Origin of the sequence: Frigoribacterium sp. VKM Ac-2859 (genome assembly GCF_013204925.1) — a bacterium.
Lineage (GTDB): Bacteria > Actinomycetota > Actinomycetes > Actinomycetales > Microbacteriaceae > Frigoribacterium.
On sequence record NZ_JABMLC010000002.1, the window covers coordinates 881,992 to 896,530 of the forward strand.

A 14,539-nucleotide genomic window follows, 5' to 3' on the forward strand; every position below is an offset into this window, starting at 1 on the left:
CGCGGGGCGCACCGGCCACGACGACAGGCAGGAGGCGCGGGTCGGGGATCGCAGGACGACACCGGCCCCGAGGCGCGACCGCGGGAGGACGACCACCGGAGGAGGCGCGACTCAGCGGGTCGCGCCTCCTTCGCGCCAGCCCACCGGCACCCCGAGCAGGTGCACCGTGCCCGGGGTGGCCGTGTCGTCCTCGCCGACCACGGCGGCCGCGACCACGGGCGCGACCGCTCGGACGGCCTCGACCCAGCGGGCCGTGTCGTCGTGCTTGCGCCCGACGTCGACCGCGACCCAGACCTGGTCGGCGGCGATCGCCTCGAGGGCGGCGGGTGCGGCCGCGTCCCAGGCGAGGGCCGTCACGACGGCCGAGTTCTCGTGCACGCCGGTGGCCCGGGCCAGGATGCCGCTCCGGCGATCCGACACATCGACCGAGCGCAGCCCGAAGGTCGACGCCATCTGGGCGGCCACGCGGAAGGCGTCGCCGGGGCGGCCGACGACCACGACGAGGTCGCCTGCCCCGCGCGACACGTCGGGGGCGGGCGGCACGCCCGGGGAGGCCACGGCCCGGGCCTGCGCGGCGAGGGCGTCGGCAGCGGCCGCGAGCGACGCCGCCGTCCGACGGGGAGCGGCCCCGTGCGGCGCGTCGGGGTCGGCGGCGTCACCGTCGGCGACGGCGGTGGGGCCCTGGCCCGTCGCCGCGACACCGGCTCCGAGGCCGGCGGCGGCACCGGCGGCGGCACCGGCGGCGGGAGCGATGCCGTTGAAGGTGAGGTCGTCCATGATCGAGGCGAACGCGTCGGTGCGCGTCGAGACGTCGGCCGGGGACGCGACCGGCACCGCGCCTCCTGCGCTCGACGGCGAGGCCGAGGCCCCGCCGGGGCCCGTCGCGGCGGCGGCAGCGGCGCGGGCGGCCCGCCGCGGGCTGACGGGCGCGGCCGAACCGGTCAGCACGTCGTCGAAGCCGTCGCGCGCGGGCGTCGCCGCCGTCGCCGCCGTCGCGGCCGCGTCCCCCGCGGCCAGCGACGCCGACCAGGCGGCCCGGGCTGCCGGAGCCCCCGCCTGCAGGGCGTCCTCGGCCTCGTCGGCCGACGCCAGCAACGCCGCGATGCCCGCACGCTCGGCCGGCACCGGCGTCGTGATGCGCACCCGGGCGACGGGCAGGTCGATCGCGGGGTCGGGCACCTCGACGGTGACCTCGTAGTGCTTGCGGGCGAAGAAGCCGCCGACTCCCCCGACGGTCACCTTCTGCGCCGCGACGATGCGCGCCGAGGCCCCGTGGGTCGCCCGCACCTCGCGGCGCAGCCCGTCGAGCGTCTCGCCGGTCATGACGATCGTGGTCGGCATCTCAGGCCACGATCGAGTCGGTCGCGCGGACGACGCCGACGGTCTCGATGGTCGAGCCGGCGGCGGTGGCCTCCTGGTACGACAGCACCGGCAGGCCGTTCTGCTGCGCCGACACGAGCCGGTGGATGGCCGGTCGCAACGCCGGGGCGCAGACCAGCACCGCGCTGAGACCCTGGGTCTCGACCGACTGCACGGCCTCGCGCAGCGACCCGAGCACCTGCTCGACCCGGTGCCCGTCGAGCAGGATCTGCGTCCCCTGGTCGCTCGGTCGGAGCCCCTCGAGCATCGACTGCTCGAGGGTCGGGTCGATCATGATGACCCGCAGCACGCGACCGTCGAGGTACTGCGCCGTGAGCGCGGGGCCCAAGGAGGCGCGGGCCGCCTCGACGAGTCCCTCCGGGTCGGTCGACACCTTCGCCCGCAGCGTCAGCCCCTCGCAGATCCGCGCGAGGTCGTTGATCGGGATGCGCTCCGACAGCAGGCCCTGGAGGACGCACTGCAGCTCGGCGAGCGACAGCATGTTCGGCACGAGGTCGTCGACGGCCGGGGCGTTGACCTGCTTGACGCCCTCGGTCAGCACGCGGACGTCCTCGCGGGTCAGCAGTCGGGCGGCGTTGTCGGCGATGATCGACGACAGGTGCGTCACGAGCACCGAGACGCGGTCGATCACCGTGGCGCCGGTCATCTCGGCGCTGTGGCGCATCTCGGCGGGAACCCACTTGCCGGCGAGGCCGAAGACCGGCTCGACCGTGGCGGTGCCGGGCAGGCCGTCGAGCGCGTCGCCGAGGGCCAGCACGGAGCGGGCCGGCGCCTGACCGCGACCGGCCTCGACGCCCGCGATGCGGATCGAGTAGGTGGCCGGCGGCAGGTCGACGCTGTCCCGGGTGCGGACGGGCGGCACGACGATGCCGAGGTCGACAGCGATCTTGCGACGCAGGGCCTTGACCCGGCCGAGCAGGTCGTCCGACGCTCCCCCGACCATGTCGACGAGGTCGGGCGCGAGCAGGATCTCGAGCGCGTGCACCCGCATCTGCTCGAGCAGGTCGTCGGTCGTGTCGGTGGGGGCGACGACCGCCGCCTGCTGCTCTGCGAGGGCCGCGCGCGCCTCCTCGGCCTTGGCGGCCACGCCGAGCCGGTAGGCGACGAGCAGCAGCGCCCCACCGATCAGCAGGAACGCGACGATCGGCATGCCGGGGATGAAGCCCATGCCGATGGCGGCGGTCCCGGCCACGGCGAGCGCGATGCGCGACTGGCCGAGCTGCGACGCGGCCTGCGCGCCCATCTCGGTGTCGGCGCCCGAGCGGGTGACGATCATGCCGGTCGAGACGGCCATCAGCAGGGCGGGGATCTGCGTGGTCAGGCCGTCGCCGATGGTGAGCAGTCCGTAGTGCGAGAGGGCGTCGCCGATGGCCATGCCGTTCTGCAGCGCGCCGATCGCGATGCCGCCCACCAGGTTGATGATGATGATGATGATGCCGGCGATGGCGTCACCCTTGACGAACTTCGACGCACCGTCCATGGCGCCGTAGAAGTCGGCCTCGGCGCTGACGTCGGCGCGACGCTGCTTGGCGACCTCGTCGGTGATGAGGCCCGCGTTAAGGTCGGCGTCGATGGCCATCTGCTTGCCCGGCATGGCGTCGAGGGTGAACCGGGCGCCCACCTCGGCGACGCGCTCGGCACCCTTGGTCACGACCACGAACTGGATCACGACGAGGATCAGGAAAATCACCGAGCCGATGATGATCGAGCCGCTCACGGCGACGTGCCCGAACGCCGCGATGACGTCGCCGGCGAAGCCGTCGCCGAGCACGAGGCGCGTCGAGGCCACGTTGAGCCCGAGGCGGAACAGCGTCGCCACGAGCAGCAGCGACGGGAAGACCGAGAAGTCGAGCGGCTTCTTGACGAACAGCGTCGTCAGCAGGATCACCAGCGCCAACAGGATGTTGAGGATGATCAGCACGTCGAGCATCGGCGCGGGCACCGGCACGACGAGCAGCAGCACGATGCCGACGATGCCGACCGGGACGGCGAGCTTGGGCAGGGTGGACTTCATCGGGTGCCTCCAGGGGTGGCGGGGCGGACGGAGCGGGAGAGCGCAGGAGGCGCGGTGCGGGACGGTGCGGAGGTCGCGCCGGTCGTGCCGGTCGCGGCCTCGCGGGCGATGCGGAGGCGGCGGGGCACGGCGTCGGCCTCGAGCGACTCGGGAGCCAGGACGCCGGCCACCTCGTCGGCCGTGGTGACGCGGGGCGGCGTGTGCGTCCCCTTCAGCGTGCCGCGGGCCTTGAGCGCCATGACGAAGGTGAGCACCCGGGCGACCGGCGTGTAGAGGTCGACGGGGATCTCCTCGCCCAGGCCGCAGGCGGCGTGGAGCGCTCGGGTCAGCGGGACGTCGACGACGAGCGGGACGCCGTCGGCGGTGGCCTGCTCGCGGATGCGGGCGGCGACCGTGCCGGCGCCCTTCGCGACGACGCGCGGAGCCGACTTGCCGGGTTCGTACTTGACCGCCACGGCGTAGTCGGTCGGGTTCACCATGACGACGTCGGCGTCGGCGATGGCCCCGATCATGCGGTTGCGGCTCATCGCGAGCTGACGGGAACGCCGCTGCGACTTGACCAGGGGGTCGCCGTCGCTCGACTTGTTCTCGTCCTTGACCTCTTTCTTGGTCATGCGGGTCTTCTTGCGGTTGCGGCGCATGACGACGAACACGTCGGCGAAGGCGAGCAGCAGGCCGGCCGCGATCGCGGCCTTGATCAGGATGCCGGTGCCGGCCTTGGCCTCCTCGAGCACGGCCGAGACGCTGAGGCCGCCGCCGCTCATGAGCACGGGCATCAGGCCCTGGATCGCGAACCAGAGCACGAGGCCGACGACGGTCGTCTTGATCAACGCCTTCGCGCCGTTCCAGAGCGCCTGCGTGCCGAAGGTGTTCTTGAGGCCGTTGAGCAGGTTGAACTGCTCGTAGTTGCCGGTCATGCGCTTGATGTGCACGCCGCCCTGCACGATCGCGGTCGCGAGGACGGCCACGCCGACGACGGCCAGCATGGGCCCGATCGTGGCCCCCATCGAACCCGCGCCCTGCATCAGCTCGGTGACCACGGTCGCCGAGTCGGGGTGCGTGATGGCCTGGCGGATCGAGAACATCTGGTCGACGCCCGCCGAGGAGGCGCGCTCGATGGTCGAGGGGATCATCACGGCGGCGGCGCCGACGCCCACCCAGGCGCTGAGGTCCTGCGACCGGGACAGCTGGCCCTTCGAGTGGACCTCTTTCATCCGCTTCGCGGTCGCGGCCTCGGAGCGCTCGCCGGAGTCGTCCGCCATGTCAGCCCACCCCCAGCAGCATGTCGGCGGCGTCGCCGGTCAACGAGGCCACGACGCCGGGCAGGGCGAGGAAGACGCCGCCGGCCAGCATGACCGTCATGAGGATCTTGAGCGGGAAGCCCATCGCGTAGGCGTTGAGGGCCGGCGCGACGCGGGAGAGCAGCCCGAGGCCGACGTCGGCGAGGAACAGCACGACGCAGAGCGGCCCGGCGATCTGGATGGTCGAGAGGAAGAGCTGGCTGACGCCGGTCGTCAGCAGCTCGACCGGACGGGAGAGGTCCATGCCGAGGCCGAGCGGCACGGCGTCGAACGACCGCGTGAGGCCGCCGATGATCAGCTGGTACCCCCCGGTCGCGAACATCAGGGCGAGCGCGGTCATCTGGAACAAGCGGGTGAACTGCGCGCCGTTGACCATCGACTGCGGGTCGAACGCCTGGGCGAGCGTGAAGCCGCCGAAGAGGTCGATCAGGCTGCCGGCCGCCTGCACCGCGGCGAAGGCGACGAACACCAGGAAGCCCAGCACGGCGCCGACGACGAGCTCGAGCACGAGGGCCATGACGAACGGTCCCGTCTCGAGGGACACGTAGCCGGGGGCGACGCGGGGCGCGACGGCGAGCGCGAGCCCGATGCCGAGCATGGCCTTCACCCTCGCCGGGAAGGCCCGGTACGAGAACGGAGGCGCGATCACGAGGAACGCGGTCATGCGCACGGCGGCGAGGAGGGTGGCCTCGAGCCAGCTGAGGTCGAACGACACGGTGCGTCCCTACCCGCCGCTGAGCAGCTGGGGGATGCGGTCGAACACCATGGTCGTGAACGACACCATCTCGCTGATCATCCAGTGTCCGGTGACGATGAGCGCGATGCCGACGGCGACGGCCTTCGGCACGAACGAGAGGGTGACCTCCTGGATCTGCGTGATCGACTGCAGGAGCGAGATCGCGAAACCGACGACGAGCGAGGTGATCAGCACGGGCGCGGCGAGCTTGCCCGTGATGATCAGGGCCTGCATCGAGAGGTCGAGGACGGCGTTGGAATCCATCAGGCACCCACCTGGTAACTCTCGATGAGGCTCTTGATGATGAGGCCCCAGCCGTCGACGAGGACGAACAGCAGGATCTTGAACGGCAGCGAGATCATCACCGGCGGCAGCATCATCATGCCCATCGACATGAGCGCGGCGCTGACGACGAGGTCGATGACGAGGAAGGGGATGAAGATCACGAAGCCGATGATGAACGCGGCGCGCAGCTCGCTGATCATGAAGGACGGGATGAGCGTCAGCATGGGCACGTCGGCCTGGCTGTCGGGGTTCGGCTGGTTCGCCGACCGGGTCATCAGCGCGAGGTCCTCTTCGCGGGTGTGGGCGAGCATGAACTCCCGCAACGGCGCGATGCCGGCGTCGATCGCGCCCTGCAGGTCGAGGCGGCCGTCGAGGTAGGGCTGCACGGCGTCCGTGTTGATGTGGGTCAGGATCGGAGCCATGATGAACAGGCTCAGGAACAGGGCCAGCCCCGCGAGCACCTGGTTCGGCGGGATCGACGGCAGCGCGAGCGCGTTCCGCGTCATCGCGAGCACCACGAAGATCTTCGTGAACGACGTCATCATCAGCAGCAGCGCGGGAGCCACGCTCAGCAGCGTGATGCCGATCAGGGTGACGACGGCCTGGCTGGGCGCACCGTCGGGGCCGTTGATGTCGATGTTCAGGCCGCCCGAGCCGGTGCCGTCCGACGTGGTCTGGTCGGTGTCGGTGAAGTCGGTGGGGGTCGTGCCGGTGGTGGCGTCGGTGCCGTCCGTGGCCGGGGCGGTGGGAGCGGTGGGGGCCGTCGGCGAGACGGGGGCCGCGTTCGCCTGCTGACCGATCAGCATGACGAGGGCGGACGCCACGACGAGCGCGAGCAGCGTGACGACGACGGCCCGGGCGAAGCGCGTGTCGGCGAAGCGCACGGGTGCGGCCACCAGGGAGCGGCCGAGGGGGGCCCCGTGCAGGCCGTCCCGCAGCGTCGGGCGGGCGAGGCGACGCAGGGCGGACGCGAAGGAGGGGCGGGTCGGGGACGCGGACGACCGGCGGCCGGTCATCCGGCTCGTCCGCTGCGCAGGGCCGCGGCCGCCTGACGCCAGGTGTCGGGTGCGAGGATCGAGCCCTCGATCGACTTGGCGGTGCGACCGCGACGACGGGCGTCGAGGTCACGAGGACGCGAGACGGCGGCACGGCGGGCGGCGCCGCGGGGGCGCAGCAACTCGACGGGGGTCGCGTCGGCCGGGCGGGCGGGCAGCTCGTCGCGGGCCGCGGCGCCCTCGGCGGAGAGGACGGACGCGAACGCGACGGGGGCGATCGACGTGACCCGCGCCTCCTGCGTGACGGACTCGGTCGCGGACTCCTCGGGCTCGGGGACCAGCGTCAGGGCGCCGGCGTCGACGGGACGGTCGGCGGCCGCGAGGACGGTCACGGACGACTCGGTCACGCCGAGCACGAGACGCTCGCCCTCGACGTCGACCACCACGACGCTGGCCTTCGCGCCGACGCCCTGACGGGCGACGACCGAGACCTGCGACGTGGCACGGGAGCCCGCACGACCGCCCTTCACCAGGCGCTTCTGCAGCACCCAGAGCAGGGCGAGGACGACGCCCAACGAGAGGACGACCCGCAGGCCGACGACGACGGTGTCCACGATCAGGCGATGCCGTCGGCGACGTCGAGGATCTTGGTGATGCGGACGGCGTAGTCCTGGTCGACCACGACGACCTCGCCGTGCGCGATCAGGCGACCGTTGAGCAGGACGTCCGCGGGGGCGCCGGCCGAGCGGTCGAGTTCGATGACGGCACCGGGCTCGAGGCCCAGGACGTCGCGGACCGACATGCGGGTGCGGCCGATCTCGACCGTCAGGGCCATCTCGACGTTGTTGATGCGACCGAGGTTGCCGGTCGACACCGTGCCCACGGTCGGCGCCACGGGCGACGAGCCGCCGATCGTGCCGGTCTCGCGGAGGCGCAGGGCGAACCAGCCGGCGGGCTGACCCGCGGCCGTCAGCTCGAAGACGACCGTCTCGGGGTCGGTCAGGAGCGCGTCGGCCGACTCGCGACGGCTCTCGCCGAGCACGCCGGTGCCGAGCACGCCCGTCGCGGCCTCGAGCGCGGGACGCAGGACGTCCGAGACCGAGACCATCGGGTTGTCGGTGCCCGCGGCGGCGGCGAGCTGGTCCATGTCGGCCAGCAGGACCGCGGTGTCGGCCGAGACCGACCCGACGAACGACGTGACCACGACGGACGGGCCCGCGAGGCGGAGGCCGTGCGCGGAGGCCGGGTCGACGGCCACGGCACGCAGGGGCGTGGGCGTCGGCAGCTGGGCGACCAGCGCCTCGACCGCCGCGGTGTGCAGGGTGATGGTCGTGCCGGTCATGAGGTTCCTTCTTCGGTGCCGGTCAGGGAGGTGGAGACGACGATGCCGGCCAGACGGGAGCCGGCGGCTCCGACGGCGGCACGGCCGACGGGCTGGCCGTCGACGCTGATCTCGAGCGGGCGGTGCTGCGGGTGGGGAAGCGGCAGCAGGTCGCCGACGGCCAGCCCGAGCACGACGCTCGGCAGCACCGCGGCGGGGGCGAAGGTCAGCGAGACGCCGACCGGCACCGAGGCCAGCTGGGCGCCGAGCAGGTCGCGGGCGTCGGCGGCGTCGATCGTCGGGTTGGACTCGCCGAGCTGCGACAGCAGGACGTCGGCGGGGATCGCGACCGTGCCGGGCGCGACGCGCTCGCCGACTCGGATCTCGAACGAGGCGACGATCATCAGGTCGGACTTCTGGGCGGCCTGGGCGAACTGCGAGTTGTACTGGAACCCGCCGACGCTGATCGGGTCGGCGAGCATGGTGCCGAACGAGTAGCGGAGGTCGTCGAGGGCGTCGTCCATCAGGCGGCGCACGAGGGCCTGCTCGATGGGCGTGAAGGTGCGCTCGGGCAGCGTGGCGGGCTTGACGGCGCCGAGCATGTGGCTGACCCAGGTGAGCGCGGCCGACGACGGGAACTGGATGACGGCCTTCGCCGAGACGCCCTCGAGGGTGCAGAGCACCATGGCGGTGGTCGGCGGCAGGGACGAGGCGTACTCGTCGTAGGTGAGCATCTGCACCTGGTCGCAGGTCACCTGCGAGAGCACCCGGACCTTGGCGGTGAGCTGGGTGCCCCACTGCCGCGCGAAGGTGTCGAAGGCGAGCTCGAGGACGCGCGAGTGCTCACGGGCGAGGGTCGTCGGACGGCGGAAGTCGTAGACCTCGACGGTCTTCTGCGGGCGCGTCGACGAGCCGACCGTCGAGGTCGGTGCGCTGCTGCCCGTCGGGGCGTCGAGGAGTGTCACGGACGGAGCTATCGGCCCGCCCCACCTGGGCGTTAGCCCAGGATCGGTCGTACCCCCCGGACTGGGTTGCCGTCGTCGTGCTGCGGCGCGGGGTCGCGCTCCCGGGCCGGAGGGGCCCGTCGGGGGTCAGTGGCCCGAGGACTCCTCCTTCTTCTCCGTCTTCTTCTCGGTCTTCGTCTCGGTCTTCGTCTCGACCGCGGCGTCCGCCGTCGACGCGTCACCCGACTCGGCCGTGGTCGAGGTGTCGGCCGCCTGCTGGACGGTGGGGTTGCGACCGTCGGTCACCGCGCCTCCTGCGGCGGCGGCGGCCTGCTCGAGCTGCGGCAGCAGCGCACTCACCGTGTCGGACTGGTTAGACAGGACGACGATGTCGACCCGGCGGTTCGACGCGAGGTCGGCGTCGGTCGTGCCGGTGCTGAGCGGACGCGACGAGCCGAAGCCGACCGACTGGATGTGGTCCGCACCCACGCCGCCCCGCTCGACGAGGTCGCGCAGCACCTGGGTGGCGCGGGCGGAGGAGAGCTCCCAGTTGGTCGCGAAGGGCGCGGTCGAGCTGCGCTGGTCGGCGTGGCCCTCGACCGAGACGTCGTGACCCGAGGTCTTCAGCACCGGCCCGATGGCGTTCATGACGTTCACGGCCGTGCCGCTGAGGTCGGCGCTGTTCGTGCCGAAGAAGGTCTCGGAGCCGATCAGGCGGACGGTCAGGCCCCGGGCGTCGACGGCGAACTCGACGTCGGCACTGAGCCCCGAGCCCTCGAGGTTCGCGGCGATCGCGGCCTTGATGGCGGTGAGGTCGTCCAGTTCGCCCTGGGCCGCGACCGTGGCGGCGGCGGCCTGCTCGGCGGTCTGGGCCTCCCCCGAGGCGGCGGCCTTGCTCAGGTCGGTCTCGTCGCCCGACGAGTAGCCTTTGCCCTCTTTCGTCACGTCGGCGGCGTTCACGACGGTGCCCGAGGCCGTGTCGACCTTGCCCACGTCGGTCTGGCCGAAGCCGGTCGCGAGCGAGTTGCGCAGGGCGATGTACTTGTCCTGGTCGACGTTCGACATGGCGAACAGCACGATGAACATGCACATCAACACGGTGATCATGTCCATGTACGAGGCCATCCAGCGCTCGTCGGGGTGCTCGTCCTCGGCGTGCCCCTTCTTCTTGCGACCGCCGCGTGCCCCGCTCATGCGGCCAGCCCCTGGTCGTCGCCACCGGTCTTGGCGCCGGCCTTGGCCTTGGCGCCCTTGCCACCCTTGCCGCCCTTGCCGTCGCCGCCGTCGAGCGCGTGCGTCGGCACCATGGCCTTGAGGCGTTCGCCGAGTAGGCGCGGCTGGCTTCCGGCCTGGACCGCCAGCACCCCCTCCATCAGCAGCGTCATGCGCAGCTCGTCGAGGTCGGCCAGCTTCTTGAGGCGCGCGCCGAGCGGCAGCCAGAGGAAGTTCGCCGTGAGCAGGCCCCACAGGGTCGCGACGAACGCCGCGGCGATCATGTGGCCGAGCTCGTCGGGCTCGGCGAGGTTCTCGAGCACGTGGGTGAGGCTGACGACCGTGCCCACGATGCCGACCGTCGGGGCGTACCCGCCGAGGCTCATGAAGAACTTGCTGGCCGTGCGGTCGGCGGCGAGACGGGACTCCATCTCGTCCTCGAGCAGGATGCGCAGCTCCTCGCCGTCGGTGCCGTCGGCGATGTTCTGCAGGGCGCCCTTCATGAACGGGTCGTCGAGCTTCTCGGCCTCCTGCTCGAGCGAGAGCAGGCCCTCGCTGCGGGCCTTCTCGGCGAGCGACACGACGCCGTCGATGACCGACTGCGGAGGGACGACCTTGCCGGTGAAGGCGCGGGAGATCTTCTTGAAGCTGAGGATCGCGTCCTTGATCGTCGTGCCGGCGATGCCGACGCCGATGGTGGCGCCGAAGACGAGGATGATCGGGGCGGGCAACAGCAGCCCGGCGATGCTGACGCCCTCGAGCTGGATCATGCCGAAGAGGGCACCCAGGGCGAGGACGATGCCGATGATCGTTGCGGGATCCACGGTCAGCGTCCCTGCGTGGTGTCGGCCGATGCGGCCGGCGCAGCCGGCACGGACGGCGCGGTCGGCGCGTGGACGGCGGGAGCCTGCACGGCGGGACGGAACTCGGTGACGCGACCCGCGCCTCCTGCACCCGACGAGCCTCGGACGATGCCGAGCTGCGGACCGGTGGAGGTGCGGTTGCCGAGCGCCTGGGCCGTCGGCGCGGTGGCGGACGGCTCGTCGTAGGCGAGCGAGACGATGCGGGCCCGGTAACGGGCGATCATCTCGATGACCTCGGCCATCGGCTCGGTCACGACGTACTTGGCGCCGTCGACCATGATCAGGACCGTGTCGGGCGTCTCGTGGATGCGCTCGATGAGGTCAGGGTTGACAGCGAATCTGCTGTCGTTGAGTCGCGTGACGACGATCATCGGCCCGTCCTAGGTCTGTGTCTCCTGCCTCCGTCCGTGGGGGCAGGTGTCGCTGCTCGTCCTGAGCGGCTACGGGTGACTATCGGCCGGGGGTGGCGGGGCGTTAGGTGCGGGTCGCGGGCCGATCCGCCCATCTCAGGGGGCACAGGGTTCTCCACAGGCAGGTCGCGGTGGGCCGAACAGTCGGTATGGTGTGTGACATTGCTCATATCGACGAGGGGAAACCGCCGTGGCGCAGTACATGGACATCGATCTGGAGGCGCTGGCCACGTTGGCGCGCGACCTCCAGACCCTGCACACCGACCTGTCGTCGGGCAGCGCCGGCGCCTCCGGTGACGGCGTCGGCTCGCCACGCCTGCAACAGGCCGTCACGGCGTTCGCCGACGACTGGGCGATCGCGCGCGAGCGGATGCTCGAGTCGATCGCGGCGGTCGGCGCCATGGCCGAGGGCGCGGCGAAGAGCTTCACGCAGGCCGAGGACGAGCTGGCTGCGGCGCTGACCCCGACCGACACGGCGGGTGCGGCATGAGCCGCCCGTGGGACTGGAGCCCGCTCGACCTGGCGTCCGACCCCGTGCCCGGTGATCCGACCGAGATCCGGTCGTCGGCCACCTCGGCGCGGGCCACGGGCACCTCGATCGAGACCCAGTCGAGGCGGCTGCGTCGATTGGCGAAGGCCGAGGGGTGGGACTCCGAGTCGGGCCGCACCTTCACGACGTCGGCGGAACCGCTCGCCGACGCGATCGACAAGGCGAAGCAGCGCTACCTCGACCTCGCCACGGCGCTGGACACCTACGCGGACGGCCTCGAAGAGCTCCAGCGCCAGGCGGACGCCGCGCGCCTCGACGCCGACGAGACGAAGGAGGCGCGGCGCACGGCCGACAAGTACGTCGTCCCCGGCGAGACCGACCCGTTCGAGATCGACCGGCAAGAGGCCGCCCGGACGCGGGCCGTCGACCTCGCCGACACCGACCTCGCCGACGCGAAGGCGGTCATCACCCGCGTGGTCGGCACCGGGGGCGACACGGACGGCGAGTACGGCGCCCTCAACGACCAAGCGATCGCGGCCATCCGCCTGGCGGGTGACGACGAGCTGCGCGACACGTGGTGGGACGGGGTGAAGCAGGTGGTGCACGACGCCCGCGGGGTGCTGGGGGCGATCAAGGACGTCCTGAACGCGCTCGGGCCGGTGCTGGCCGTCTTGAGCTTCGTACCGATAATCGGCCCCTTCGCTCTGGGCATCGGAATAGCGGCTGCCGTGCTCCTCCTCGTCATCACCCTTGCTCAGGCCAGTGCGGGCGACGCAACCCCTGCGGACGTCGGGACCGAACTCCTCGGCGTCGGCCTCTCGATCGTCGGCTTGGGGGCTGCCAAGGGAGCACTGGTGGCCACATCGGGGATGCGACGATCGATCATCGACTCGGTCAGCGCTCGCGCACTTGCCGGGGTTCCCACCAAGGCCGCAAAACAGGCCCGGCTCGCGGAGCGGCAAGCCGTTGCCGAGCGACTCGACGCGGTGGCGAGGAACCCCCTTGTCACCAGCCTCGACAATCTGCTCCTGGGTGGGGCCGCCGAGATGTTCGCGATGCGCCGCCTGGCCGCGGGTGGGCCGAAGGCACGCGAACTGTTTGCTCCCGGCGTCGTTTCAGCCCTCACGAACGGTTTGCTGGGTGCAGGTCAAAACGTCAAGTCGCTGGTGTCGGCCGGGCAGGACGCAGCCGACATCGCGGCGGGCACCTACTGGACCGAGAAGACGAAAATCCATGTGGGGTCGCTGTGACGTCCGCGGGGTATGCCTTCACGTTTCCGCACGGGTGGGGTCGCCTGAACCTCGCAATCGATCTCGACAGCGAGATCGAGCGATTCCTCGACGGGGTGACATCGCTGAGTCGCCAACGAGACGCGCGAAACACGGTTCTGGCCCGTCGGCGTGCAAAGAACACCTATCTGGCGATTTGTTCGCAGGCAAAGCAGGACGGCGTCCTCGACCTCTTCGTCTTCTCGTCGACCGCCGGGCCATCGATGGGCCCTATGTGCTTGTCCGTCGTGCCCGTGGTGACAAACGAGGCTCGCTCAGGCGTCTCGCTGAATGTCGAGGTCGCTCGTTCCCTCGCCGGGCCAACGAGCCTGGTCAGCACCATGAGCACCAGCCAGGGCGACGTCGCACGAGTCCTGGATCGATGGACGGAAAGCGCCGCACAGTGGGCCAGGACGGCTGAACTCGCGCTTGCACGCCGGGGAATCGCCAGCACGACAGACCTTGCATCCGAGCAACGCCAAGCGCTCGAGGAGCCCCTCGAAACGGCACGAGTTCATTACATCGTTGACGTTCCCGAGCGGCGCGACTGTGTCCTCCTCATGACCTTCATCGCGACGGGTGGAGTCTTTCTCTCGCCGCAACTCGCCCACGCCGATGACATCGTGCGTGCTTTCCGCTGGACAATGCCGGCCAGAACCCGACCTTCGTCGACCTCAGCTGAAAGTAAGGCCGGCTCGTGAGCCGGGCGATGTCGACGCCATTCGTCCTACGGCCACGATGGCGCCACTACGCACGAAACGCCGTCATCTCGGGCGGGTCGACGAGCCTCATCCCGTTCACCGTCCGGGACTCGGCGGTGGGCTGGGCTCTTGCCGCAGTCGTCCTGGTGTTCGTTCTCGGCGGCATCGGCCTCTACATGGTGACCACCCGCGTCGTCTTGCACGACGACGGGTTGAGCTACTCGCGCTTCTTCTTGACTCGACATGTCCCTAGGACTCGTCCGACGGCCGGAATCTTCGCCACTGTGGATGGTCCTCGACCCGTTCTTCGTCTCATCCTGGGACGGGGCAAGCAGCCAATCGTGCGGCTGACGGGTGCCTACTGGGCCACCCCTGACCTGGAACGGATCGCGCGCCACTTTCCCCTCAGGTACTCCAACGGCAATGGCCTGCTGAGCCCAGCAGAAGCAGACGCCCTCGCACCAGGCATGCTGTCGCCCCCACAACGACACCCTTGGGCGACCCTCGTCATCGCCGTTTCCCTGACCATGATCGCCGCGGTCCTTCTTGGCATCATCATCTGGTCGCTCTGGGCTCCCCCTGTCGTCGCGGCGGCGAGTGCATGAGACCCGACCGAGAC

General features: G+C 71.2%; 16 protein-coding genes. 4 read left to right on the forward strand and 12 right to left on the reverse strand.

Going from position 1 to position 14,539, the window contains the following annotated elements:
* Positions 1 to 111 precede the first annotated feature (111 nt).
* The 12 genes from HQQ78_RS11975 to HQQ78_RS16430 all read right to left on the reverse strand — a co-directional run bounded on the left by HQQ78_RS11975 (position 112) and on the right by HQQ78_RS16430 (position 11,422).
* Positions 112 to 1,341 carry a hypothetical protein gene (locus HQQ78_RS11975; protein ID WP_173153480.1) on the reverse strand — a complete coding sequence of 410 codons (1,230 nt, stop codon included), beginning with the start codon at positions 1,339 to 1,341 and terminating at the stop codon, positions 112 to 114.
* A 1-nt stretch (position 1,342) separates the two neighbouring features.
* Positions 1,343 to 3,394, reverse strand: a complete 2,052-nt coding sequence (locus HQQ78_RS11980; protein ID WP_173153482.1) for a flagellar biosynthesis protein FlhA — start codon at positions 3,392 to 3,394, stop codon at positions 1,343 to 1,345.
* Positions 3,391 to 4,656 carry an EscU/YscU/HrcU family type III secretion system export apparatus switch protein gene (locus HQQ78_RS11985; protein ID WP_173153485.1) on the reverse strand — a complete coding sequence of 422 codons (1,266 nt, stop codon included), beginning with the start codon at positions 4,654 to 4,656 and terminating at the stop codon, positions 3,391 to 3,393. Before HQQ78_RS11985 ends, HQQ78_RS11980 begins: the two co-directional genes overlap by 4 nt.
* 1 nt (position 4,657) lies before the next feature.
* Positions 4,658 to 5,410, reverse strand: a complete 753-nt coding sequence (locus HQQ78_RS11990) for a flagellar biosynthetic protein FliR (protein WP_255350769.1) — start codon at positions 5,408 to 5,410, stop codon at positions 4,658 to 4,660.
* A 9-nt stretch (positions 5,411 to 5,419) separates the two neighbouring features.
* Positions 5,420 to 5,695, reverse strand: coding sequence for a flagellar biosynthesis protein FliQ (fliQ, locus tag HQQ78_RS11995; RefSeq protein ID WP_043596053.1), 276 nt, complete (start codon positions 5,693 to 5,695; stop codon positions 5,420 to 5,422).
* Entirely contained in the window at positions 5,695 to 6,732 is a 1,038-nt protein-coding gene (gene fliP, locus HQQ78_RS12000) for a flagellar type III secretion system pore protein FliP (RefSeq protein WP_371740455.1), read from the reverse strand. The genes fliQ and fliP overlap by 1 nt, the downstream gene beginning before the upstream one ends.
* The gene (locus tag HQQ78_RS12005) at positions 6,729 to 7,325 is read right to left on the reverse strand and encodes a flagellar biosynthetic protein FliO (RefSeq protein ID WP_173153488.1); all 597 of its coding nucleotides are present in this window, start codon (positions 7,323 to 7,325) and stop codon (positions 6,729 to 6,731) included. Before HQQ78_RS12005 ends, fliP begins: the two co-directional genes overlap by 4 nt.
* 2 nt (positions 7,326 to 7,327) lie before the next feature.
* Positions 7,328 to 8,053 carry a flagellar motor switch protein FliN gene (gene fliN / locus HQQ78_RS12010; protein WP_173153491.1) on the reverse strand — a complete coding sequence of 242 codons (726 nt, stop codon included), beginning with the start codon at positions 8,051 to 8,053 and terminating at the stop codon, positions 7,328 to 7,330.
* Positions 8,050 to 8,997, reverse strand: a complete 948-nt coding sequence (locus tag HQQ78_RS16425) for a flagellar motor switch protein FliM (protein ID WP_056043639.1) — start codon at positions 8,995 to 8,997, stop codon at positions 8,050 to 8,052. Before HQQ78_RS16425 ends, fliN begins: the two co-directional genes overlap by 4 nt.
* A gap of 126 nt (positions 8,998 to 9,123) precedes the next feature.
* Entirely contained in the window at positions 9,124 to 10,170 is a 1,047-nt protein-coding gene (locus HQQ78_RS12020) for a flagellar motor protein MotB (RefSeq protein ID WP_173153494.1), read from the reverse strand.
* The gene (locus HQQ78_RS12025; RefSeq protein WP_056043640.1) at positions 10,167 to 11,012 is read right to left on the reverse strand and encodes a motility protein A; all 846 of its coding nucleotides are present in this window, start codon (positions 11,010 to 11,012) and stop codon (positions 10,167 to 10,169) included. Before HQQ78_RS12025 ends, HQQ78_RS12020 begins: the two co-directional genes overlap by 4 nt.
* A 2-nt stretch (positions 11,013 to 11,014) precedes the next feature.
* Positions 11,015 to 11,422 carry a flagellar FlbD family protein gene (locus HQQ78_RS16430; RefSeq protein ID WP_173153498.1) on the reverse strand — a complete coding sequence of 136 codons (408 nt, stop codon included), beginning with the start codon at positions 11,420 to 11,422 and terminating at the stop codon, positions 11,015 to 11,017.
* A gap of 241 nt (positions 11,423 to 11,663) precedes the next feature.
* Between HQQ78_RS16430 and HQQ78_RS12035 the strand changes: the two genes are divergently transcribed.
* From HQQ78_RS12035 to HQQ78_RS12050, 4 genes are all read left to right on the forward strand, one after another.
* Positions 11,664 to 11,951, forward strand: coding sequence for a hypothetical protein (locus tag HQQ78_RS12035; protein WP_173153501.1), 288 nt, complete (start codon positions 11,664 to 11,666; stop codon positions 11,949 to 11,951).
* 137 nt (positions 11,952 to 12,088) lie between these two features.
* Positions 12,089 to 13,201: a hypothetical protein gene (locus HQQ78_RS12040; RefSeq protein ID WP_173153504.1), complete on the forward strand. Its 1,113-nt coding sequence runs from the start codon at positions 12,089 to 12,091 to the stop codon at positions 13,199 to 13,201.
* Positions 13,198 to 13,920 carry a hypothetical protein gene (locus HQQ78_RS12045; protein WP_173153507.1) on the forward strand — a complete coding sequence of 241 codons (723 nt, stop codon included), beginning with the start codon at positions 13,198 to 13,200 and terminating at the stop codon, positions 13,918 to 13,920. The genes HQQ78_RS12040 and HQQ78_RS12045 overlap by 4 nt, the downstream gene beginning before the upstream one ends.
* Positions 13,917 to 14,525 (forward strand): hypothetical protein, encoded by a 609-nt coding sequence (locus HQQ78_RS12050; protein ID WP_173153510.1) that lies wholly within the window; start codon positions 13,917 to 13,919, stop codon positions 14,523 to 14,525. The genes HQQ78_RS12045 and HQQ78_RS12050 overlap by 4 nt, the downstream gene beginning before the upstream one ends.
* Positions 14,526 to 14,539 lie beyond the last annotated feature (14 nt).